The organism is Marinobacter vulgaris, assembly GCF_003344045.1.
GTDB classification, from domain to species: Bacteria; Pseudomonadota; Gammaproteobacteria; order Pseudomonadales; family Oleiphilaceae; genus Marinobacter; species Marinobacter vulgaris.
Genome location: NZ_QFWX01000001.1, coordinates 343251 through 364154, shown reverse-complemented (window position 1 = coordinate 364154; position 20904 = coordinate 343251). Strand labels below are relative to the sequence as shown.

Annotated in this window: 18 protein-coding genes and 1 riboswitch; of the genes, 11 read left to right on the top strand and 7 right to left on the bottom strand. The window is 60.5% G+C overall.

The genetic code is table 11. From position 1 onward, the window contains the following. Nucleotides 1-5: 5 nt before the first annotated feature. From DIT71_RS01700 to DIT71_RS01685, 4 genes are all read left to right on the top strand, one after another. Nucleotides 6-644 (top strand): urea amidolyase associated protein UAAP2, encoded by a 639-nt coding sequence (locus tag DIT71_RS01700; RefSeq protein WP_114611466.1) that lies wholly within the window; start codon nucleotides 6-8, stop codon nucleotides 642-644. Then, nucleotides 635-4276, top strand: a complete 3642-nt coding sequence (gene uca, locus DIT71_RS01695) for an urea carboxylase (RefSeq protein ID WP_114611465.1) — start codon at nucleotides 635-637, stop codon at nucleotides 4274-4276. Before DIT71_RS01700 ends, uca begins: the two co-directional genes overlap by 10 nt. Nucleotides 4277-4319: 43 nt before the next feature. Beyond that, complete coding sequence (locus DIT71_RS01690; protein WP_114611464.1) at nucleotides 4320-5387, top strand: putative urea ABC transporter substrate-binding protein; 1068 nt, start codon at nucleotides 4320-4322, stop codon at nucleotides 5385-5387. 221 nt (nucleotides 5388-5608) lie between these two features. After that, complete coding sequence (locus DIT71_RS01685; protein WP_114611463.1) at nucleotides 5609-6220, top strand: TetR family transcriptional regulator; 612 nt, start codon at nucleotides 5609-5611, stop codon at nucleotides 6218-6220. Between the two features lie 177 nt (nucleotides 6221-6397). Here the strand turns inward: DIT71_RS01685 and glnT are convergent, their stop codons facing one another. Next, a complete protein-coding gene (glnT, locus tag DIT71_RS01680) occupies nucleotides 6398-7756 on the bottom strand; it encodes a type III glutamate--ammonia ligase (RefSeq protein WP_114611462.1) in 1359 nt (452 codons plus the stop codon). 157 nt (nucleotides 7757-7913) lie between these two features. On the opposite strand from glnT, the gene DIT71_RS01675 reads away from it, so the two are divergent. The 3 genes from DIT71_RS01675 (at nucleotide 7914) to DIT71_RS01665 (ending at nucleotide 10922) form a co-directional block, all read left to right on the top strand. Further along, complete coding sequence (locus DIT71_RS01675; protein WP_114611461.1) at nucleotides 7914-8945, top strand: alpha/beta fold hydrolase; 1032 nt, start codon at nucleotides 7914-7916, stop codon at nucleotides 8943-8945. A 196-nt stretch (nucleotides 8946-9141) separates the two neighbouring features. Then, nucleotides 9142-9255: riboswitch (guanidine-I (ykkC/yxkD leader) on the top strand. A 66-nt stretch (nucleotides 9256-9321) separates the two neighbouring features. Beyond that, nucleotides 9322-10137, top strand: coding sequence for an ABC transporter permease (locus DIT71_RS01670; RefSeq protein ID WP_114611460.1), 816 nt, complete (start codon nucleotides 9322-9324; stop codon nucleotides 10135-10137). Continuing rightward, nucleotides 10137-10922, top strand: coding sequence for an ABC transporter ATP-binding protein (locus DIT71_RS01665; RefSeq protein ID WP_114611459.1), 786 nt, complete (start codon nucleotides 10137-10139; stop codon nucleotides 10920-10922). Before DIT71_RS01670 ends, DIT71_RS01665 begins: the two co-directional genes overlap by 1 nt. An 85-nt stretch (nucleotides 10923-11007) precedes the next feature. Here DIT71_RS01665 and DIT71_RS01660 read toward each other — a convergent pair whose 3' ends face one another. The 3 genes from DIT71_RS01660 to pedF all read right to left on the bottom strand — a co-directional run bounded on the left by DIT71_RS01660 (nucleotide 11008) and on the right by pedF (nucleotide 14389). Further along, on the bottom strand, nucleotides 11008-12783 hold the full coding sequence (locus tag DIT71_RS01660; protein WP_114611458.1) for a PQQ-dependent methanol/ethanol family dehydrogenase: 1776 nt from the start codon (nucleotides 12781-12783) through the stop codon (nucleotides 11008-11010). 185 nt (nucleotides 12784-12968) lie between these two features. Further along, complete coding sequence (locus tag DIT71_RS01655) at nucleotides 12969-13907, bottom strand: substrate-binding periplasmic protein (protein WP_114611457.1); 939 nt, start codon at nucleotides 13905-13907, stop codon at nucleotides 12969-12971. A gap of 50 nt (nucleotides 13908-13957) precedes the next feature. Continuing rightward, a complete protein-coding gene (gene pedF, locus DIT71_RS01650; protein ID WP_114611456.1) occupies nucleotides 13958-14389 on the bottom strand; it encodes a cytochrome c-550 PedF in 432 nt (143 codons plus the stop codon). A gap of 283 nt (nucleotides 14390-14672) precedes the next feature. Here pedF and DIT71_RS01645 point away from each other — a divergent pair, with 283 nt between their 5' ends. From DIT71_RS01645 to DIT71_RS01630, 4 genes are read left to right on the top strand one after another with little or no spacing between them, the layout of a single operon-like run. Next, a complete protein-coding gene (locus DIT71_RS01645; RefSeq protein ID WP_114611455.1) occupies nucleotides 14673-15842 on the top strand; it encodes an ABC transporter substrate-binding protein in 1170 nt (389 codons plus the stop codon). 31 nt (nucleotides 15843-15873) lie between these two features. Next, nucleotides 15874-16848: a YVTN family beta-propeller repeat protein gene (locus tag DIT71_RS01640; RefSeq protein WP_114611454.1), complete on the top strand. Its 975-nt coding sequence runs from the start codon at nucleotides 15874-15876 to the stop codon at nucleotides 16846-16848. Next, nucleotides 16845-17567, top strand: a complete 723-nt coding sequence (locus DIT71_RS01635; RefSeq protein ID WP_114611453.1) for an ABC transporter ATP-binding protein — start codon at nucleotides 16845-16847, stop codon at nucleotides 17565-17567. The genes DIT71_RS01640 and DIT71_RS01635 overlap by 4 nt, the downstream gene beginning before the upstream one ends. Before the next feature lies 1 nt (nucleotide 17568). After that, nucleotides 17569-18372 carry an ABC transporter permease gene (locus DIT71_RS01630; RefSeq protein ID WP_114611452.1) on the top strand — a complete coding sequence of 268 codons (804 nt, stop codon included), beginning with the start codon at nucleotides 17569-17571 and terminating at the stop codon, nucleotides 18370-18372. Between the two features lie 130 nt (nucleotides 18373-18502). Here the strand turns inward: DIT71_RS01630 and DIT71_RS01625 are convergent, their stop codons facing one another. From DIT71_RS01625 to DIT71_RS01615, 3 genes are read right to left on the bottom strand one after another with little or no spacing between them, the layout of a single operon-like run. Then, on the bottom strand, nucleotides 18503-19174 hold the full coding sequence (locus DIT71_RS01625) for an ABC transporter ATP-binding protein (RefSeq protein WP_114611451.1): 672 nt from the start codon (nucleotides 19172-19174) through the stop codon (nucleotides 18503-18505). After that, complete coding sequence (locus DIT71_RS01620; protein WP_114611450.1) at nucleotides 19167-19943, bottom strand: ABC transporter permease; 777 nt, start codon at nucleotides 19941-19943, stop codon at nucleotides 19167-19169. Before DIT71_RS01620 ends, DIT71_RS01625 begins: the two co-directional genes overlap by 8 nt. Then, the gene (locus tag DIT71_RS01615; protein WP_406565094.1) at nucleotides 19940-20824 is read right to left on the bottom strand and encodes an ABC transporter substrate-binding protein; all 885 of its coding nucleotides are present in this window, start codon (nucleotides 20822-20824) and stop codon (nucleotides 19940-19942) included. Before DIT71_RS01615 ends, DIT71_RS01620 begins: the two co-directional genes overlap by 4 nt. Nucleotides 20825-20904 lie beyond the last annotated feature (80 nt).

Here is a 20904-nt window from a genome sequence, read left to right as displayed (position 1 = left end):
CGGACATGATCAAGCAAAGCGCATTGAAACCGGAAAACGCCGCCTTCCGCGAAACCGTACCCGCAGGCGAGTATTTCCTGAAAGTCGTAAAGACCGGGGAGACCGTCCGCATTCTGGACCTGGAAGGCAACCAGGCGGCCGACACCCTGTTCTACAACGCCCACAACCCCGCCGAGCGCTACAGCGCCGTGGACACCATCCGCGAGCAGGGCAATGTCTACCTGACCGCCGGCTCAAAGCTGATGTCCTCGGAAAACAACGTGATGCTGGAGATCACCGCCGACACCTGCGGCCGCCACGATACCCTCGGCGGCGCCTGCGCGGCGGAGAGCAACACCACCCGCTATGCCCTGGACAAGAAGTGCATGCACGCCTGTCGTGACAGCTGGCTGGTGGCGGTGACCGAGCACGAGGAGCTGGGCATGAGCAAGCGGGACATCACCCACAACATCAACTTCTTCATGAATGTACCGGTCACCGCTGATGGCGGGCTGACTTTCGAAGACGGGATTTCCGACGCCGGCAAGTACGTGGAGCTGGAAGCGAAGATGGACGTACTGGTGATGATTTCCAATTGCCCCCAGCTGAACAACCCCTGCAACGGATGGAATCCCACACCGATCGAGGTGCTGGTATGGAGCTGAGCGGCGCCCTCAATAATCCCGGCAAAGTCCTGATCGCCAATCGCGGGGCCATCGCCTGCCGCGTCATCCGTACCCTGCGGGAGATGGGCATCACGTCCGTGGCGGTCTACGCCGAAGCAGACGCAGACTCGTTGCATGTGCGGCAGGCCGACGAATCTTACTCCCTGGGTGAGGGCTCTGCCGCAGCCACCTACCTGGATCAGGACAGACTGTTTGAGGTGATCCGCAAGAGCGGGGCAGGCGCCATCCATCCGGGCTACGGTTTTCTCAGCGAGAACGCGGCTTTTGCCCGCCGCTGCGATGCCGAAGGGGTGGTGTTTCTTGGTCCCACACCAGAACAGATGGAGCAGTTCGGCCTCAAGCACACCGCCCGGGCCCTGGCCGAGAAAGCGGGCGTACCGTTGTTGCCCGGCACGGGATTACTGACAGACCTGGATGAGGCCCTGAAGGCCGCCGAAACCATCGGCTACCCGGTGATGCTGAAAAGCACTGCCGGCGGCGGCGGCATCGGCATATCACGCTGTTACAGCGCCGAGGATCTGGGCAAGACTTTCGAGTCGGTCCAGCGCCTGAGCCGGAACAACTTCAGCAACGACGGCGTATTCCTGGAAAAATTCGTGGAACACGCCCGTCACGTCGAAGTGCAGCTGTTCGGTGATGGCCAGGGCCAGGTCGCAGCCCTGGGCGAACGGGACTGCTCCGCCCAGCGCCGCAACCAGAAGGTCATCGAGGAAGCGCCCGCGCCAGGCCTGAGCGACGACGTCCGCACCCGCATGCACAGCACCGCCCGCCAGCTGGGCGAAAGCATCGCCTACCGCAGCGCCGGCACGGTGGAGTTCATCTACGACCCGGACACCACCGAGTTCTACTTTCTGGAGGTGAATACCCGCTTACAGGTTGAGCACGGTGTGACGGAGCAGGTTTACGGCGTCGACCTGGTGCGCTGGATGGTGAAACTGGGGTCCGGCACCCTGCCCGATCTGGACGAACTGAGCCGCAACCTCACCGCCTCCGGCCACGCCATACAGGCGCGCATCTATGCCGAAGATCCCAACAAGGATTTCCAGCCCGGTGCCGGCCTGCTGACCAATGTCGAATGGCCCGAAGACAACGGCCTGCGGATCGATACCTGGATTCAGCCGGGTACCGAAGTGTCACCGCTGTTCGACCCCATGCTGGCCAAGGTCATCGCGCACGAGCAGAACCGGGAAGCGGCCCGGCAGCGGTTAATGCAGGCCCTGGATGACAGCCGGTTATATGGCATCGAAACCAACCTCAGGTACGTCCGTCAGGTGCTTGATGATCCGCGTTTTGTCGAGGGTCGACTGTTTACCCGCACCCTCAATGAATTCGACTACCAGCCGGCCACCGTGGACGTCATCAGCGGTGGCACCCTGACCACCATCCAGGATTACCCGGGCCGGATCGGCTATTGGGAAATCGGCGTTCCCCCCTCCGGGCCCTTCGACAGCTACTCTTTCCGCCTGGGCAATCGCCTGCTGGGCAACCCGGAAACAGCAGCGGGGCTGGAAATCACCCTCAAGGGACCGGCGCTCACCTTCAATCGCGCAACCCAGATTGCCCTGACCGGGGCGCCTCTCGATGCCACCCTGAACGACGAGCCGGTTGCTTTCTGGCAGGTCATTGATGTGCCTGCCGGAGCCACCCTGAAAGTCGGTGCCACCACCGGCCATGGCGCCCGCGCCTATGTGCTGTTCCGCGGCGGTCTGGACTGCCCGCAATACCTGACCTCCTGCAGCACGTTCACCCTCGGCCAGTTCGGCGGCCACTGTGGTCGGGCCCTGCGGGCGGGGGATGTACTGGCGTTGGCCAGCGCCAAACCCGTTGCCACAAGCAGTCTGCCCAACGCCCTGAAACCGTCCATCGGCAACAGCTGGAAGCTCCACGTGACCTATGGCCCCCACGGCGCGCCGGACTATTTCACCGGCCAGGACATCGACACCTTCTTTGCCAGTGAATGGGAAGTCCACTATAACTCCAGCCGCACCGGCGTGCGGCTGATTGGTCCGAAACCGGAGTGGGCCCGCAGCGACGGCGGTGAGGCCGGCATGCATCCCTCCAACATCCACGATAATGCCTACGCCGTGGGCACGGTGGATTTCACCGGTGACATGCCGGTGATCCTGGGCCCCGATGGCCCCAGCCTGGGAGGATTCGTGTGCCCGGCAACCGTGATCAGCGCCGATCTCTGGAAACTGGGCCAGCTCAAGGCCGGCGACAAGGTGCAGTTTGTGCCGGTCAGCCAGAATCAGGCGGTAGCCCTGCGGGAAGCCCTGGACGAATCCGTGGCTACCCTGACGGCAGCCACTGCCTACATCACCCCCATCAAACCGACCACCCCGATTCTGGATTCTCTCAGTAACACCGGCCACGAAACCGGCGTGGTGTACCGTGCTGCCGGGGACAATTACCTGCTGGTGGAATACGGCCCCATGGAGCTGGATATCCGCCTGCGTTTCCGCGCCCATGCCCTGATGCTCTGGCTGAGGGACCAGAAGCACGATGCCATTCTGGAACTGACACCGGGCATCCGATCCCTGCAGGTGCACTACGACAGTCAGAGACTGGACCAGCGCGCCCTGCTGGACATGCTGATCAGCGCCGAACAGGAACTGGAACAGCAGCCGGAATGGGATGTGCCGGCCCGCATCGTGCACCTGCCCCTGTCCTGGGATGACGAGGCGTGCCAGACCGCCATCGCCAAATACATGCAGTCCGTGCGCAAGGATGCCCCCTGGTGCCCGAGCAACCTGGAGTTCATCCGCCGCATTAACGGGCTGGACAGCATCGACGAGGTCAAAAAGACCGTGTTCGACGCCAGCTACCTGGTAATGGGCCTGGGGGACGTTTACCTGGGGGCTCCGGTGGCCACGCCTCTGGACCCGCGCCACCGCCTGGTCACCACCAAGTACAACCCGGCGCGCACCTGGACCGCGGAAAACTCCGTAGGCATCGGTGGCGCCTATCTGTGCATCTACGGCATGGAAGGCCCGGGGGGTTACCAGTTCGTCGGGCGGACCCTGCAGATGTGGAATCGCTATCGTACCACCGACTTCTTTGAGCCCGGCAAGCCCTGGCTGCTGCGGTTTTTTGATCAGGTGCGTTTCTACGAAGTCAGCGCCGAAGAGTTGCAGCAGATTCGCCGGGACTTCCCCAACGGCGACTATCCGATTCGCGTCGAAGACGCCCGCTTTAATCTGAAGGATTACGAGCAGTTTCTTGCCGACAACAACGACGAAATAACGACCTTCACCGACAAGCGCAAGCAGGCCTTTGACGAGGAACTGCAGCGCTGGATTGAATCCGGCCAGATCAACTTCAGTTCCGAAGCGCCTATCGAAGACACCGGCGAGGACAACGCCGCCAACCTTCCGGCGGGCCAGCATGCTGTGGAAAGCCACGTGGCCGGTAACCTCTGGGAGTGCCTGGTCACACCCGGCGACACCATAGAGGTTCAGCGCCCCGTAGCGATTGTTGAGTCCATGAAGATGGAAATCGAGTTACTAAGCCCGGTGGCCGGCCGCGTTGTGGAGGTGCGGCGGGAGGCAGGCCAGGCGGTGTCACCGGGTACACCGGTGGTCATCGTGGAAGAGATATCAAACCCCGAATGAAAGCCAGTTTTACCAACATGGGCAGTGCCCAAGGAGTGACACCATGAAAACACGCAATGTCAGCACACGTCTTGCCACCGGTCTGTTCACGGCCACCCTGGCCATGGGAGCTGCCGCCCAGGAAAGGGATTCCTTCAGCATTGCCTGGACCATCTACGCCGGATGGGTGCCGTGGCAGTATGCCGAGGACTACGGAATCATGGAGAAGTGGGCAGACAAGTACGATATCGAGGTGGATATCGTGCAGGTCAACGACTACATCGAGTCCATCAACCAGTACACCGCCGGCCAGTTTGATGGTGTTGTGGCCACCAGCATGGACGGCCTGTCGATTCCCTCGGCCTCCGGCGTGGATACCACCGCCCTGATCGTGGGTGACTACTCCAACGGCAATGATGGCCTGGTGTCCAAAGACGCCGCGTCCATCGCCGAGCTGGAAGGCGAGACCGTCCACCTGGTGGAGCTGTCGGTCTCCCACTACCTGCTGGTTCGCGCTCTGGATACCGTGGGACTTGAGGAGCGCGACATCAGCGTGGTGAACATTTCCGATGCGGACCTGGTATCCGCGTTCCAGACCGACGATGTGCGCCACGTCGCTACCTGGAATCCGCTACTGGCGGAAGTGGAAGCCTATCCCGGCGCCACCAAACTGTTCGATTCCAGCCAGATTCCCGGCCACATCAAGGATCTGACTCTGGTGAATACCGAGACTCTCGAGGAGAACCCGAAACTGGGCAAGGCGCTTGTGGGCGCCTGGTATGAGACCATGGGTATTCTCGCGTCCGATTCCGAGGAAGGCGACGAGGCGCGGGCGTTTCTCGGGGAGATCTCCGGTACCGATCAGGCCGGTTACGAAGCGCAGCTCGACGGCATGAAGATGTTCTGGAAGCCGGAGAATTCGGTGGAGTTCATTCGCAGCGAGGAGGCTCGCGAGGCGATGGACAGTGTTCGTCAGTTTTCTTTCGACAAGGGACTGCTGGGCCAGGGTGCCATGAGCCCGGACTTCGTCGGTATCGAGTTTCCGGATGGGTCCATCATGGGCGACTCGAGCAATGTGAAGCTGCGGTTTAACGACAGCTACATGCAGATGGCGGCTGACGACGAGATCTGATGATCTCTTTACTTGCCTGATTGGTTACCGAAGGGCACGATACTCGTGCCCTTTTTTTGTGGCTTTGGAGCGTGGTTGGGGTCGGATGGTCTCTCCAAAACACGCTCCTTCGGCACATCCATGTGACGCTTGGACTCCGCCATCCATGGCTCCATACAGTTTTGGAGAGAGCATCCGCCCCCAACCCCGAACGCAAGTGCAAGCCGGAGAGAAATCTACCAATGCGTCGTACCAAGGAAGATGCTGAGAAGACACGCCAGACGGTGCTGGAAGCTGCGTTGAAACTGTTTAGCCGGGACGGCTATTCCCTCACCACCCTGAGCCGTATTGCCAAAGAAGCCGGTTGTAGCCGTGGGCCGATTTACTGGCATTTTCAGAACAAGGATGACCTGTACGAAGCGGTGCTCGCCTATTCACAGGAACCGTTGGAAGCACTAGTGGCCGAGTGCGCAGATATGCGAGAGACGCCGATTGAGGCAATGGACCGGTTTATCGAGCAATGGCTGGGGTTGCTGGCGAATAACAGGCAATACCGGCAATCGTTCGAGATTCTGCTGAACAAGACCGAACTGACCGACGCCATGAGCCGGACGCTGAAACGGGAGCGGGCGCTGACGAAGTCGGTTATCCGGTTGTTTCAGGATCTGGTTGAGCAGGCGGTAAACCAGGGCTTGATTACAACGAATGAAAACCCTGAAAACCTGGGTTTATTGAGTTATACCTACCTGATGGGCATCACTCAGACCTGGCTTTTCACGCCGAAACTGTTTTCATTAAAACAGGAAATACCGTTTTTCCAACGACAGTTCTGGGCGTTACTCGGAAAGAAATAACGATACCAGCGCAATTGGCAGTTTCAGGCAATACCAGAGTAGCGATGTAGGGAGGGGCCGTTCTCAGGGGATGTCGAAAACATGGATGTTTTCGTCAAGCGTACAGGGACGTATTTACAGCGTGCCCCTGAGAACGGCCCCTCCCGACAGCGCGGGCAGGACAACACTCCCAAAAAGTCAGAACATCTTCAGATATCGCGCCACTTCCCATTCAGACACATGGTTCTGGTAGCTTTCCCACTCTCCTTTCTTGTAAGCCACAAAGCTGCTGAACATCGCCTCACCAAACACCTCTCTGGCCAATGGATCTGCCTCGAAGGCTTCCACCGCCTCGCCCAGGCTCCGCGGCAGGTATTCGATGCCCTGCTCGATGATTTCCGCGTCGCTGTAGTTGTACATGTTCTCGTGGTGTGGGGCGCCGGCATCCAGACCTTCGCGAATGCCTTCCAGACCGGCGGCCAGGATCAGGGCGCTGCCGAGATAGGGGTTGCAGGCAATGTCCGCTGCGCGACACTCAATGCGCCCACCCATGCCGGGAATACGGATCATGTTGGTGCGGTTATTGGAGCCATAGCACATGAACACCGGCGCCCAGGTGGAACCTGACATGCTGCCCTGGCGCACCAGGCGCTTGTAGCTGTTTACCGTGGGTGCAATGACCGCGCTGATGGCAGCACCGTGCTTCAGTACGCCGGCGGTGAAATGATAGGCGATCCTGCTGATGCCGCAGTTGTGCAGGTCATCGCCCTGGGGCTCGAACAGGTTGCTGCCGGTTTTGATGTCTGCCAGGGACATATTGTAATGGGCGCCGCTGCCGGTGCGGTCGGCAAACGGCTTGGGCATGAAGCTCGCGAAGGCGCCATGCTTGCGGGCGATTTCGTTGGCCATCATGCGGAAGAACACCAGGCGGTCGGCCATGGTCAGGCCGTCGGCATACTTGAAGTCGGTTTCGAACTGGCCGTTGGCGTCCTCGTGGTCGAAGGAGTAGACGTCCCAGCCCAGTTCGTTCATGGCGTCCACCAGCTCGTCCATGATGGCCAGGTTGTCCATCAGGGTGCGGGGGTCATAGCAGGGCTTGCCCAGGGCGTCCCGGTCACTGAGCGGGGCAAAGCCGCCATCTTCGGTGTCGCGGAACAGGAAGAACTCGGTTTCGATGCCGAGGTTGAAACGGTAGCCCATGTCCGCGGCGGCATTCAGCTGGCGGCGGAAAATATTGCGGGAACAGGCCTCAAAAGGCGCACCATTCAGATACAGATTACCGGGAAACCAGGCCAGCTTGCGGTTCCAGGGACAAACAGCAAGCCCGCTGGCGTCCGGCATGGCGGCCACTTCGTCGTCGGAGATATCCTGGGGCACGCCGTCCAGGGCGGCACCGGTATAGAGTTCCGAGCCTTCCATCATCTGGCCAAGATGGGCAATAGGCACAAATTTTCCCTTGCTGATGCCGTGGATATCCACATAGCTGGCAATGGCGTATTTGACGCCTGCCTCGGCAAGCTTCTGCTTCAGGGTCTGGGTGTTGGTCAGGTCAGTCATCGTGTTTCCTCTCTGTAACCCGCCAAGACGGGTGGTCGATGGTTGTTCTGGCACGTTTCTTTCTTGGGCTTCCCCATTCAACTTACATGCCAGCGTGTATATAAAGCCTGAAAAGCCGGTTTCAGCCCTTGAAGCCGTTCTGGCCAGAGAGGTCAAAATGATGATAAACCAGTGGCTTGAAGACGATTTTGAGGCGGGCGACCTGCCGCTATCGGGCGGTGGAACCCTGTTTTCCGCCCGCCTGCATTACCACCAGATGGGAGCGCTGAACGCACCAAAAGACAACCTCATCCTGCTGCCCACGTACTATGGTGGTGCAGCCGCAGGCAACTACCCCTGGGTGGGGCGCTACAGCCCCCTGAATCCGGATGAGTACTGCATTGTCATTCCCTCCATGCTGGGTGCCGGGGAATCCTCGTCCCCTTCAAACACCTCTGGCCAGCAAGCCGGCGCCGGTTTTCCCGCGATCAGCCTTTACGACAATGTGATGCTGCAAAAGCGCTTGGTGGATGAAGTATTCGGTGGCGCCGACATTGCACTGGTGATGGGTTGGTCCATGGGTGGCATGCAGGCGCTGCAGTGGGGCTGCCTGTTTCCGGAACAGGTCCGTGGGGTGCTGGCCACCTGTTGTACGGCCCGTTGCCACCCCCACAACCGGGTGTTTCTGGAAGGCGTCAAGGCCGCTCTGACCTGTGATCAGGATTTCCGGGACGGTCATTACCGGACGCCACCGACACGGGGGCTCAGAGCCTTTGCCCGAGTCTATGCCGGCTGGGCTTATTCCCAGGCTTTCTTCCGCCATGAAGGCTGGCGCGATATGGAGTTCGATTCCATCGAGGCGCTGCTAAAGTTCTGGGAGGAAGATCACCTGACCCAGGATGCCAACAACCTGCTTGCCATGCTGGACACCTGGCAGCGCGCCAACATCAGTGAGAACCCGAGGTTTCTGGGCAACTACGAGTCAGCGCTCAACGCGCTTGCCATGCCAACCTGCCTGATGCCAGGCAGCACAGATCTCTACTTTACCGCCGAGGACGCCAGGCAGGATGCCCACAAAATGCCGGGCGCCACACTTGACGTATTGCCATCTGACTGGGGGCATATTGCCGGTGGCCCGGGCCGGGAACGCCACAGCCATCAGAAGATCATGCTGGCCGCCCGCTCTCTGCTGGCAGGACAGGAGCATTAACGGTGCACCCGAACTGATAACGCACCGGCATGGTGCGCTGCTTCTGGCGGTAACCAGCTTGAAATGGGCCGATCAGGCGTGTTTTACCAAGCTGGCACGCCACCTGCACTGATCCTGCCAGACGGTTTTGATAGCGGTTTTGCTGACCACGATCCGTTCACAACAACACCGCAGGCGTGCGGCGAATATAACGAATGCAATGGGTGACTAGGGTTCCGGTCCGGGCAGGCTTGTTTCATCAGCCCGGATGGCTGGTCCGAGAGTTACCGACCTCTGGGAGGTTACACGGCGGGACAAAAGCCCGGGAGACCGAGTCGCAAGGGAGGCTGCTGCCCGCGATGACCTTGCCGTGTTGTGTGACCAGAGGAGACAACCTATGCGACTGATCAACCGCCATCCCGGGCGGGTTACGACCACCCTGCTTGGCCTTCTGCCTTTTCTGCTGATCATGCTTGTTTACAGCCTTGCCTCCCAGGAGCGCCTGGCAGACAACCCCAACGACAAGCTGTTGCCTGGCCTCGAACAGATGACCGCCGCGGTCGATCGCATGGCCTTCCAGGAGGACCGGCGCAGTGGCGACTACCTGATGTGGCAGGACACCACCGCCAGCCTCAAACGCCTTGGGCTGGGTATGGCCATTGCCGCCTCCCTGGCCCTGGTGGTGGGCATCCTCAACGGTGTACTCCCCCTGGTCCGGTCCAACCTTGCACCCCTGGTCTCGGCGCTTTCCATGGTCCCGCCTCTGGCCATACTGCCCATTCTGTTTATCGTATTCGGCCTCGGCGAACTGTCCAAGGTCATGCTGATTGTGATCGGCACGGCGCCGATCATGATGCGGGATGTGGCCCAGCGCGTCAGGGAGCTGCCCGGCGAGCAGCTGATCAAGATCCAGACACTGGGCGCCAACTCCTGGCAGGTGATAACCCGTATGGCCCTGCCCCAGGTTCTTCCCCGCCTGATTGACGCCGTGCGTCTCAGTCTTGGTCCGGCCTGGCTGTTTCTCATTGCGGCGGAAGCCATCGCCTCGACCGAAGGCCTGGGCTATCGCATCTTCCTGGTGCGACGGTACCTGGCCATGGATGTGATTCTGCCCTATGTCATCTGGATCACCGTTCTCGCCATCATCATCGACCAGTGCCTGCGCTTGGCCAATCGCAGGCTGTTCCCTTGGTACAACGCAGGAGGCCACTGATGAGCTTTATAACCGTCAGCAACCTTTGGAAAGAATACGGCGGCCAGGTCGTACTGGAGAATCTCAACCTGGAGGTACAGCAGGGAGAATTCTGCACGTTGGTAGGCGCGTCCGGTTGCGGCAAGTCCACCTTCCTGAAAATGCTGCTGGGCCAGGAAACCCAGAGCCGTGGCGAACTGTTGCTGGAAGGCAAGCCGTTTCCGGGGGAGCCGGACAGGAACCGGGGCATTGTGTTCCAGCGTTACTCGGTATTCCCGCACCTGACCGTGCGCCAGAATGTACTGATGGGCCTGGAGCTGGAACAGAAACCCCGGCTTGGCAAACTCTTTGGCAGCGCCCGGCGCGCGGCCCTGGAGAAAGTGGACGCCATGCTGGTGTCCGTCGGTCTCGAGGGCTCCGCGGACAAATGGCCACACGAACTCTCCGGGGGCATGCAGCAGCGCCTGGCCATTGCCCAGTCCCTGATCATGCGGCCACGGGTGGTGCTCCTGGATGAACCCTTCGGCGCCCTGGACCCGGGTATCCGCAAGGACATGCATGACCTGCTGCTGAAGCTGTGGCGGGAGACCGGCACCACCATCTTCATGGTGACCCACGACCTGAAAGAGGGCTTCTACCTGGGCACCCGCCTGCTGGTTTTCGACAAGGTGCGCCACGACCCCCACGACCCGCAAGCCTTTGGCGCGACCATCACCTACGACCTGCCCATTGCCAGGGCAGACAGCAAACTGTTCGAGGACATCAAAGACTCGGTCGCCCAGACGGCCCGCCATCAGGCAGCCTGAGTGACGACAGCCGCGTTAAAACGAAAAAAAGGGCTGCCCGGAGGCAGCCCCTGAATACCGATAGAACATCGGAGGTTACACTGGATCAGTTGCTGGCAACCCGGTCCTTCGGCAGCCTGAAGGTCCAGACAGTACCACCCTGGTTGAAATCCTTGACCACTCTGGCCACTTCACCACCCCAGAGAGGAACCGCTCCGCCCCAGCCAGTGGAGATGGCCACATACTGCTCACCGTCCATTTCCCAGGTTACGGGAGTACCGACAACGCCGGTGCCGGTATTGAACTTGTACAGCTCCTCACCGGTCTTGGCGTCAAACGCTTTCAGATAGCCTTCAGGCGTTCCGGTAAAGACAAGGTTGCCGGCCGTGGCCATGACGCCACCCCAGAGCGGAGCCGGGTTGTTGTAACGCCAGACTTCCTCGCCGGTTTTCGGATCAACCGCACGCAGCACCCCGATAAAATCGTCGTTGGCCGGCTTGATGGTAAAGCCTGCACCCAGGTAAGCGGCGCCCTTCTTGTAGGAAACCGGCTCGTTCCAGATATCCATGGACCATTCATTGGAGGGAATGTAGAACAGGCCGGTATCCTGGCTATAAGCCATCGGCTGCCAGTTCTTGCCACCCAGGAAAGCCGGGAAGGCTACAACGGTTTCGCCTTTTTCACCGTCAGCATTGGCCGGGTTACCCGGGCGACCGTCTTCGGTGTTGTAGATCGGACTGCCATCCTCATTCAGGCCCGTGGCCCAGGTGACTTTGTCCACGAACGGGAAGCCGCGGATAAACTCGCCGTTCTCCCGATTCAGCACGTAGAAGAATCCGTTACGGTCTGCCGTGGCGGCGGCCTTGACGGTTTTTCCGTCCTCTTCATAATCAAAGGAAATCAACTCGTTGACGCCGTCGTAATCCCAGCCGTCATTGGGAGTGGTCTGGAAGTGCCACTTGATGCTGCCATCTTCCGGATCAATAGCCAGTCGTGAGGCCGAGAACAGGTTGTCACCCGGGCGCAGATGGGAGTTCCAGGGGGCCGGGTTACCGGTGCCAAAGAAAATAGAGTCGGTGTCGGGATCGTAGGTGCCACCCAGCCATGTGGCAGCGCCACCGGTCTTCCACATGTCACCGGGCCAGGTCTTGCCGGCTTCGCCACCGGAGATGCCGTTTTCGATCTTCTCACCGTCCTTGTAGACGTAACCCATGTGACCTTCAACGGTCGGGCGTGTCCATAGCAGGTCGCCGGTATTTGGATCGCGGGCCTCCACGGTGCCGACAATGCCGAACTCACCACCGGACACGCCGGTGATCAGCTTGCCATTGACGATCAGCGGTGCTGCCGTCATGGAATAGCCAGCCTGGTAATCCGCTACCGTTTTGATCCATACCGGCTTGCCGGTGTCCTTGTTCAGGGCAACCAGCTTGGCATCAAGGGTGCCAAAAATGAACAGGTCACCGTAAAGGGCGCCACCACGGTTCACCACGTCACAGCAGGGCATGATGCCGTCCGGCAGACGGGCATCGTACTGCCAGATTTCCTCACCGGTGCGGGCATCCACCGCATAGGCACGAGAATAGGACGCCGTCACGTACATAACGCCATCCTTGATCATCGGCTGGGATTCCTGGCCCCGCTGTTTCTCACCACCGAAAGAAAACGCCCAGGCAGGCTGCAGATACTGGATGTTCTCTGTATTCAGGGCATCCATCGGGCTGAACCGCTGGCCCTGGACGCCCATACCGTAGCTGACAATGTCATCAACGGTGTTGTGATCATTCATGATGTCTTCATCGGTGACCGCGTGGGCCCCCAGGGACACAGCCAGCGCCAGCGCACTGGCGGTAAACTGTTTACCGAACGTATTCGATCTCATGGTTGCGCTCTCCAAAGTCTCTTGTTGTCAGTGTGTGTAGCGAACCGGGAATTTTCCCGCCTCTGACCTGCATTCTTCCCCTGAGCAGCCATTACAACAATTAATCGCCGGAACAGGTTTTCTCATCACTTGGTAGTAAGACCCTAAAAAAGCCCGCGCGTGGCGGGCTGACAGGCAGTCACTGCTTATTCGCCGCTCTCCTCGGGGCCGAGAATCGCGTCGTAGTAGCCGGGACGACTGTAAGACAGTCCGTGATTGGCGAAGAGCTCTGCCATCTCGCCGGAGCGGACCATGCGGTCTACAATTGCCTCCACCGCATAGCTTAGGGCGCGGTGGGTATGACGGACCGCCAGCCCGACATCCCAGACCTGTTTGGTTATCCCCGGAAAGCCATTGCCTGCCTTGGTAAAGCCATTGCCGGCGTGAGCCTCAAGCTGGTGCTCAATTTCCCCACGCATACCCATGACACCAACAACTTCTCCCTGCTCCATGGCCTCGAAGGCGGCACCCATGTTGCTGTAATGCTGGACCTGGTCCCTCAAGCGTCCGCCAAAAGCAGAGGTAAGATAAGTGGCCGGCAGCGTGTCGACTTCCACACCGATGGGGTGATACTGGAAGACCGCAATGGTTTCCACGCCGTCGAGCCGGCTTTCGTCAAAGGCGATCTGCCACCGCTCCTGCTGGTAGGGGCCCACGAAAACCACCTGCTCGTTGATCATCTCGCCGGTGGAATCCCGCATGTACTTGAAGGTGCTGTCGTAGGGTACCCGCGTCATGATGTCCGCTATACGGGTTTTTGCCAGATAATGCCCCTTCCAGATATGGTTCCGGAGATCATCGCCCAGGCTTTCATCGGGGATAATCCAGTAGGGACGGAACTCCACACCCAGCCCCTCGGCAATTCGGCGGCCCAGATCTGCGTCCACACCCCTGGCCTCGCCATCCACCTCGTAGGAATAGGGCGGGAAATCCTGGTACATACCGACATTCAGGTAGCCGGAGTCCTGCACGATATCCAGGGTTCTGTCCGGAATCAGGGAACGGGATTCCTGGGCCTGGACAGGTCCGAAGACGCACACCAGAGCAACAACCAGCGACCAGCCAAAGCGATAAACCGACTTCATGCACTCACCTCCCGAAAAAATACCATGGACTAACAGGCTGCGTGTGCCGGTCACATAGGCTCAGGGACTGATTCAATGTAAGTCTTGATGGCCCAGATAGCGGTCTGGTCCAGGTTATCCTTGAACGACGGCATGCCTCGCCCGGTACCGTTCATGACACGGCCGATGAAGTATTCATCATCCCACTCCGTCAGCTCTCTAAGATCGGGAGTCAGCCCGCCGGACATCGCCTGGATGCCGTGGCAGACCGCGCAGTTACCGGCGTAGCCGCTCTCGCCCACCTTGACCGCCTCATCATGCAAGTCCCCGTGTTCGTTGCCTTCTCGAAACGGGTTCTGGCTCAGCGCTTCCTTGCCCAGGTCGGGCAGACTACCGGTGTCCACTTCCTGGGGAGTAACGTCCCCGTGGGACATGGCCAGACCGGCAGCGGTGAGCAAGCCCGCAGCCACGATGGCCTTTAACGAAAAAGAAGAAACTGACATGTTGTTGCACCTCTGGTTTGAATCCCCGTGCGCTGGCTGTTTGTTGTGAATGCATTGCCAGCGACCTTGAACAAGTCTAGGAACACGCCATCCCGATCAGAATGCCACTTTCGCGCCTTCGTTCTAGTTCCTTGGTAGTAGGTTCCGCAGCGGTTACTGCGTGCGGGGTCTGAAGAATAGTTCTTTAGTACCGTCAGTTTCCTACTTTCTGAATATTTCGACGGCTACCACCCTTCTCTAAGCTGGACGCAAGAACAACAAATACCGGGGAAAGGACCGCGTTATGAATCTGAAAGGGAGGCTACTGATCGCTTCAGCTCTCTGGGGCTGGCTGCTGGCACCGACCTCTGCAATGGCCCTCGACGTGACCATCGGCTACATCCACTGGGTGCCCGACCAGGGGCCGGTTCTGTCCAATGTGACGCCGGAACCGGAAGACGCCGGCCTCCGAGGGGCAGAACTGGGCATTGCCGATAACAACGCCACCGGGCGGTTTCTCGACCAGAACTACACCCTCGAATCTGTCATTGCCAATGACGCAGACGGAGCCATGGCGGCCCTTGACGGCATGCTGGAGAGCGGCGTTGATCTGCTGGTGACCCGCGTCCCTGCCGACACCCTGCAGGCTATGGCCAAGCAGGCGGGCGACAGGGCACTGCTGTTCAATGCCGGCGCCCGGGACGATGGCCTGCGGATCCGCGAATGCCAGCCCAACGTCCTGCACACCATTCCCTCCTACGCCATGCTGACCGACGCCCTTGGCCAGTGGTTGAGCATGCGCCGCTGGAAGGAGGTATTTCTGATTACCGGCCCCACCGATCAGGACAAGGCCTGGGCGGACGCCTTCCGCCGCTCCAGCAAGCGCTTTGGCCTGGACATCATTGCCGACAAGCCCTGGACCTTTGATTCGGACCTGCGCCGCACGGCCTCCAAGGAGCTTCCCGTCTTCACCCAGGCCGGTGATTACGATGCCGTGGTGGTCGCCGATGTACGGGGTGATTTCGGTGAGTATGTGCCGTTCAACACTTGGCTGCCACGCCCGGTCGTGGGCACCCAGGGCATGGGGCCGGAGGCCTGGCACCGGGTGGTCGAGGCCTGGGGTGCGGCGCAGTTGCAGAACCGCTTCCGCGAACTCGCCGGGCGCGAAATGAACAGTGAGGATTACGCCGCCTGGGCAGCGATTCGCTCCATCGGCACCAGCGTCACCACGCTCAGTGACGCCGGCCATTCGGAGATTCACGACCACCTGTTCTCCGGCGATTTCCAGCTCGCCGCCTTCAAGGGTCGCAAGCTGACCTACCGCCCCTGGAACGGCCAGCTGCGCCAGCCGATTCCCCTGGTTCACCCCCAGGGACTGGTGGCGACGCCGCCACTGGAAGGCTTCCTGCATCCCGAGACCGAACTGGATACCCTGGGCTACGACAAGCCGGAAAGTGATTGCCAGATCCATTGACCCCACTGAACAACAAGAAGGAACACCGACCATGAAACAGGCTTTCAGAATTGCAGCTCTTGCAGCCGCCATCGGCTTTTCTGGCCCGGCGCTGGCAGGCCTCGCCTACGTCTCCAACGAGAAGGACAATACCCTCTCGGTCATCGACACGGACACCCACGAAGTGGTGGACACCATTGAGGTAGGCGCCCGCCCTCGCGGCATCCTGCTGTCCAAGGACTACACCAAACTGTATATCTGTGCCAGTGATGACGACACCGTGCAGGTGCTGGACCTGGCGACCCGCAAGATCATTGATACCCTGCCCTCAGGTGAAGACCCGGAGCAGTTTGCCCTGCACCCCAACAACAAGCATCTGTACATCGCCAACGAGGACGACGCCATCGTGACCGTGGTGGATGTGACCAATAAAGACGTGCTGGCCCAGATTGATGTGGGTGTGGAACCGGAAGGCATGGCGGTGAGCCCGGACGGCAAGTGGGCGGTGAACACCAGTGAAACCTCCAGCATGCTGCACTGGATCAACACCGAGACCTTCGAAATCGAGAAGAACACCGTGGTAGGCCAGCGTCCGCGCCACGTAGAGTTTACCAAAGACAGCAAGATTGCCTGGGCGTCGGCGGAGATCGGCGGCACCGTGCACATCTTTGATGTGGAGACCATCGAGGAAATCAAGCAGATTGATTTCCAGATCAGGGGCGTGCCACAGGACCGAGTGCAGCCGGTTGGCATCGAACTCACCTCCGACGGCAAGTATGCCTTCGTAGCCCTGGGCCCTTCCAACCACGTCGCGGTCGTTGATGCCCAGACCTACGAGGTACTGGATTACCTGCTGGTAGGTGCCCGTGTCTGGCAGCTGGATCTGGACAAGGATGAAAAGTTTCTTTACACCACCAACGGGGTGTCCGGCGATGTGTCGGTTATTGATGTGGAGGACATGAAGGTGATCAAATCCATAAAGGTAGGCCGCTATCCCTGGGGCGTGGTCATTGATCCCACTTCATGACCATTGAAGCTCGCAACATCAGCTTTCGCTATGGCGACAAGCCGGTGCTCAAGGAGGTCAGCTTCACGCTGACCTCCGGCGGTTTTCACGCCCTGCTCGGGCCCAACGGCGCAGGCAAGTCAACGCTTTTTGGCCTGCTGACCCGGCTGCTGGCCTTGCAGCAGGGCGATGTGCTGATGGCCGGTCAGTCCCTGAAGAAGCAGCCTGCGGAGGCCATGCGCAAGATTGGCGTGGTGTTCCAGCAGAATGCCCTGGACCTGGACCTGACCGTGCGCCAGAACCTGCTCTACCACGCCGCCCTTCATGGTCTTTCCCGCAAAGAGGCCCGCAGTCGGGGCGACCGCGAGCTTGAACGCTTCCAGCTGCTGGAGCGGGCCAACGAACCGGTGCGAAAACTCAACGGCGGCCACCGCCGGCGGGTAGAAATCGCCCGCGCCCTGCTCCACGAACCTTCCCTGTTGCTGCTGGACGAACCCACGGTGGGGCTGGATGTGGCCAGCCGCCGGGGGCTCAACGATCACGTCCGCAGGCTCTGTGACTCCGATGGCCTGACTGTGCTCTGGGCCACGCACCTGATCGAAGAGGTTCGTCCGGAAGACCGGGTGCTGATCCTGCACGAAGGCAAACTACTGGCCGACGGCGCCGGCCACGATATCTGCGAAGCCGAAGGCACCCGCGACCTGGCGGAAACCTTCCACACCCTGACCGGAGCCGGTTGATATGAAAGCTGCGCATTACTGGCACTGTTTCGTGGGCATCCAGACCCGGGAATGGCTGCGTTTCTGGCAGCAGCGCACCCGCTTTGCCAGCGCCCTGGTTCGGCCGCTGCTATGGCTGGTGGTGTTCGCCGCCGGCTTCCGGGCGGTGCTGGGCATTTCCATCATTCCGCCCTACCAGACCTACATCACCTACGAGACCTACATCGCTCCCGGGCTGTGCGGGATGATCATCCTGTTCAACAGCATGCAGGGGGCGCTTTCCATGGTGTACGACCGGGAGCTGGGCAGTATGCGGGTGCTGCTGATGAGCCCGCTGCCACGACCGTTTTTGCTGGTGACAAAGCTGCTGGCCATGGGGGTGGTGTCTATCGGCCAGGTTTATGTATTCCTGCTATTGGCATTGCTGGTGGATGTGGAGCCGCCGCTGTGGGGTTATCTAGCGGTGCTGCCGGCCCTGATTCTCACCAGCCTGATGCTCGGCGCCCTGGGCCTGCTGATCGCCACCTGGATCAAACAACTGGAGAACTTTGCCGGGGTGATGAATTTTGTCATCTTCCCCATGTTCTTCATGTCATCGGCCCTGTATCCGCTCTGGCGCATGAACGAAGCAAGCCCCTGGCTGTACTGGATCTGCCAGTTCAATCCGTTCACCCACGCGGTGGAGGCCATCCGCTTTTCCCTGTACCTGGAATGGAACCCGATGGCCTTCGGGATAACCGCAGGCGTAACGGTTGTTTTTGCACTGCTCGCGACGACCGGATTCCGTCCTCAGCGCACCAAGATCCTCGGCGGAAAGCCTGCTTAAAGGTTGGGGGCGATTAGCGGGCAGGGCTTTCCGAAACTGTGCGGAGCCAGGGATGGCGGAGCTCAAGCGTCACATGGAAGTGCTTGAGCGTGTTTTGGAAAGCCCTGCCCGCTAATCGTCTTGCACCAGATCAGGAATCCGCAGGATCCAGCTGACGAAGCCGCCCTAACAAACTATCGATAAGTCCGGGCTCACCAACCCTGTCATCCCATTGCAACCGCGCCGGCTTGCCATCCAGATACCACAGCCGGTTCGCCAGAATCTCCGCGTCACCCCCATCATGGGTCACACAAATCATCGCCATTCCGGGATTGGTATCGAGAATCCCCGCAATAAGCGTCTTCAACTCACCCGCCATCACCGGGTCCAGCGAGGCAAAGGGTTCATCCAGCAACAACAGATCGGGCTTCACGGCAAGACAACGGGCCAGCGCTGCCCGCCGGGCCATGCCCAGGGAGAGCTGGTCCGGCAGGTAGTGGCCATATCCTTTCAGGCCCACACTGGCCAGGTGGGCTTCCGCTTCCTGAGGTGTTGCTCCCACCAATTGCAGGTTGGCACTCAGCGTCCGCCAGGGCAGCAACCGGTGCTCCTGAAACAGATAGCCAACCCGAAGTGCCTCGCGGCCTCTGATCGCTTCCGCGGGAATGGTCTTGTCCAGCCCGGCGATGGCGTTCAGCAGGGTGGTTTTGCCAATCCCGGACGGCCCCAGCAGGCAGATGCGATCGCCCCGCTCTATGGTGGCAAAAACTTCCCCCAGCACCGGCTGGCCGAAGCTGCGCCCGGCAATCCGCAGTTCAAGCATGGGCCGCCTCCGGCTGGCGCCAGCGACTGGAGCGGCGTTCCAGGGGCTGCAGGATGGCCAGTTCGATGAGCTGAACCACCGCAATGAACGCCAGGCTGTAGGCGAGAATGGCGGCCACGTCGAAGACCTGGAAAGCCATGTGCAGCTGAAAGCCGACACCGCTGGAGCGACCCAGCAGCTCCACCACCAGCACGATCTTCCAGATCAGGGCCAGCCCGCCGCGGGTGGCGGCCATCAGGTAGGGAAACAGTTGCGGCACCCAGACCTCGCGAAACCGCTGCCAGCGGGTAAAGTCGTAGACGGTGGCCATTTCCTCAAGGCGATAGTCGAGGCTGCGGGCACCCTCACGTACGGTCACCGCCACATTGGGCACCTTGTTGATGACCACGGCCATCACCGCGGCCACTTCCACCAGGCCGAACCAGACGTACATCAGGATGATGGTGACCAGTGCCGGCAGGTTGAGCAGCAGTACCAGCATGGGATCAAACAGAGCGTTGGTGGTTCTGGAGCGGCCCATGACGACGCCAATCGCGGTCCCCAACAGCATCGCCAGGATAAAGGCCACGACAACGCGCCCCAGGGTCGCGCCGAGATGGTGCCAGAGTTCGCCGGAGGCGGATTCCTGCATCAGAGTATCAAGCACGTTGAGGGGGGTGGGTAGCAGCGGGGAGTTGAGCGCCCAGGCAACCACCGCCCAGACCAGCACAAACGAGGGCAGCGCCACCCAGTAGCTCCAGGCCGGAGGGCGACCTGGACTCTGGCTCACGGCTGCCTCCGGTAGAACAGGTGGGCCGGCATCAGGTTGTCGGAGTCGGCGCCGGTGAGTTCCAGCAAACGATGCAGATCGGCTATCCGCTGATCGCTCAGTGGCGCTGGTGTGCCGGCGATGAAGCCGTCCTTCAGGGCCTGGAATACGCCCTCGTCCGGCTTGCCCATCAGTGGTCGCAACCGCTGCCAGTGCGAATCATCTTCAGCCAGTTCCGTTTTCGCCCGGCTCAGGGATGCGGCGAAGCGGTCCATCAGCGGGCGGTGATCTTCCGCCCAGCCCGCCGGAAACACATACCCCAGCACCGGCAGATTGCGGTCCAGATCCATGGCCGTCAACAGGTCCGCCATTCCGAAGGCGGAGCGCCAGCCACCCTCGCCCCGCAGGCGGGCCGCGAAATGCCAGTAGGTGACAATCGCATCCACCTGGCCCCGTTTCAGGGCCTGGCTCAGCAGGGGCGGCGCGGCGAACTGGACTGCGGCGGCGTCATCCAGGCTGACCCCCTGCTGCCCGGCAACCTTCTGCAGCAGAATCCAGCCCTTGCTGTCCGGCCCGCCGGCAACGCCGATGCGCTTACCGGCCAGGTCGGCCACCGAGCGGATGGGCGCTTCCTCGGCCACCACAATATCGCCGATCTGGGAGGAAAATGGCACGTACAAGTAAGGCGTGCCCGCCTGGAATCGCGACTGCGCCCACAGCAGATCTGCCACAGCGCCATTCACCGAGCCACTGGTCACGGCCAGGCGGGAGGCCGGGAGATTGGCAACCAGCTTCAGTTCGAGACGGTAGCCCTGCTGTCGGTCCAGCCCCCGGTGCAGGATATGGTCCAGCTCCCAGTGGGCAGTGCCGAACTGCAGGACACTGACGGACAGCACAGGCAGGGGTGCGGGGCTTTTATCGCCGGAATCACCTGCGTCACTGGCGTGGGTTAATTCTGCAACTATAAATACCAGTAACAGGA

Excerpts from the sequence above, each read along its gene's own strand:
- DIT71_RS01700 (WP_114611466.1), top strand. The coding sequence starts at position 6 with ATGATCAAGCAAAGCGCATTGAAACCGGAAAACGCCGCCTTCCGCGAA.
- uca (WP_114611465.1), top strand. The coding sequence starts at position 635 with ATGGAGCTGAGCGGCGCCCTCAATAATCCCGGCAAAGTCCTGATCGCC.
- DIT71_RS01690 (WP_114611464.1), top strand. The coding sequence starts at position 4,320 with ATGAAAACACGCAATGTCAGCACACGTCTTGCCACCGGTCTGTTCACG.
- DIT71_RS01685 (WP_114611463.1), top strand. The coding sequence starts at position 5,609 with ATGCGTCGTACCAAGGAAGATGCTGAGAAGACACGCCAGACGGTGCTG.
- glnT (WP_114611462.1), bottom strand. The coding sequence starts at position 7,756 with ATGACTGACCTGACCAACACCCAGACCCTGAAGCAGAAGCTTGCCGAG.
- DIT71_RS01675 (WP_114611461.1), top strand. The coding sequence starts at position 7,914 with ATGATGATAAACCAGTGGCTTGAAGACGATTTTGAGGCGGGCGACCTG.
- DIT71_RS01670 (WP_114611460.1), top strand. The coding sequence starts at position 9,322 with ATGCGACTGATCAACCGCCATCCCGGGCGGGTTACGACCACCCTGCTT.
- DIT71_RS01665 (WP_114611459.1), top strand. The coding sequence starts at position 10,137 with ATGAGCTTTATAACCGTCAGCAACCTTTGGAAAGAATACGGCGGCCAG.
- DIT71_RS01660 (WP_114611458.1), bottom strand. The coding sequence starts at position 12,783 with ATGAGATCGAATACGTTCGGTAAACAGTTTACCGCCAGTGCGCTGGCG.
- DIT71_RS01655 (WP_114611457.1), bottom strand. The coding sequence starts at position 13,907 with ATGAAGTCGGTTTATCGCTTTGGCTGGTCGCTGGTTGTTGCTCTGGTG.
- pedF (WP_114611456.1), bottom strand. The coding sequence starts at position 14,389 with ATGTCAGTTTCTTCTTTTTCGTTAAAGGCCATCGTGGCTGCGGGCTTG.
- DIT71_RS01645 (WP_114611455.1), top strand. The coding sequence starts at position 14,673 with ATGAATCTGAAAGGGAGGCTACTGATCGCTTCAGCTCTCTGGGGCTGG.
- DIT71_RS01640 (WP_114611454.1), top strand. The coding sequence starts at position 15,874 with ATGAAACAGGCTTTCAGAATTGCAGCTCTTGCAGCCGCCATCGGCTTT.
- DIT71_RS01635 (WP_114611453.1), top strand. The coding sequence starts at position 16,845 with ATGACCATTGAAGCTCGCAACATCAGCTTTCGCTATGGCGACAAGCCG.
- DIT71_RS01630 (WP_114611452.1), top strand. The coding sequence starts at position 17,569 with ATGAAAGCTGCGCATTACTGGCACTGTTTCGTGGGCATCCAGACCCGG.
- DIT71_RS01625 (WP_114611451.1), bottom strand. The coding sequence starts at position 19,174 with ATGCTTGAACTGCGGATTGCCGGGCGCAGCTTCGGCCAGCCGGTGCTG.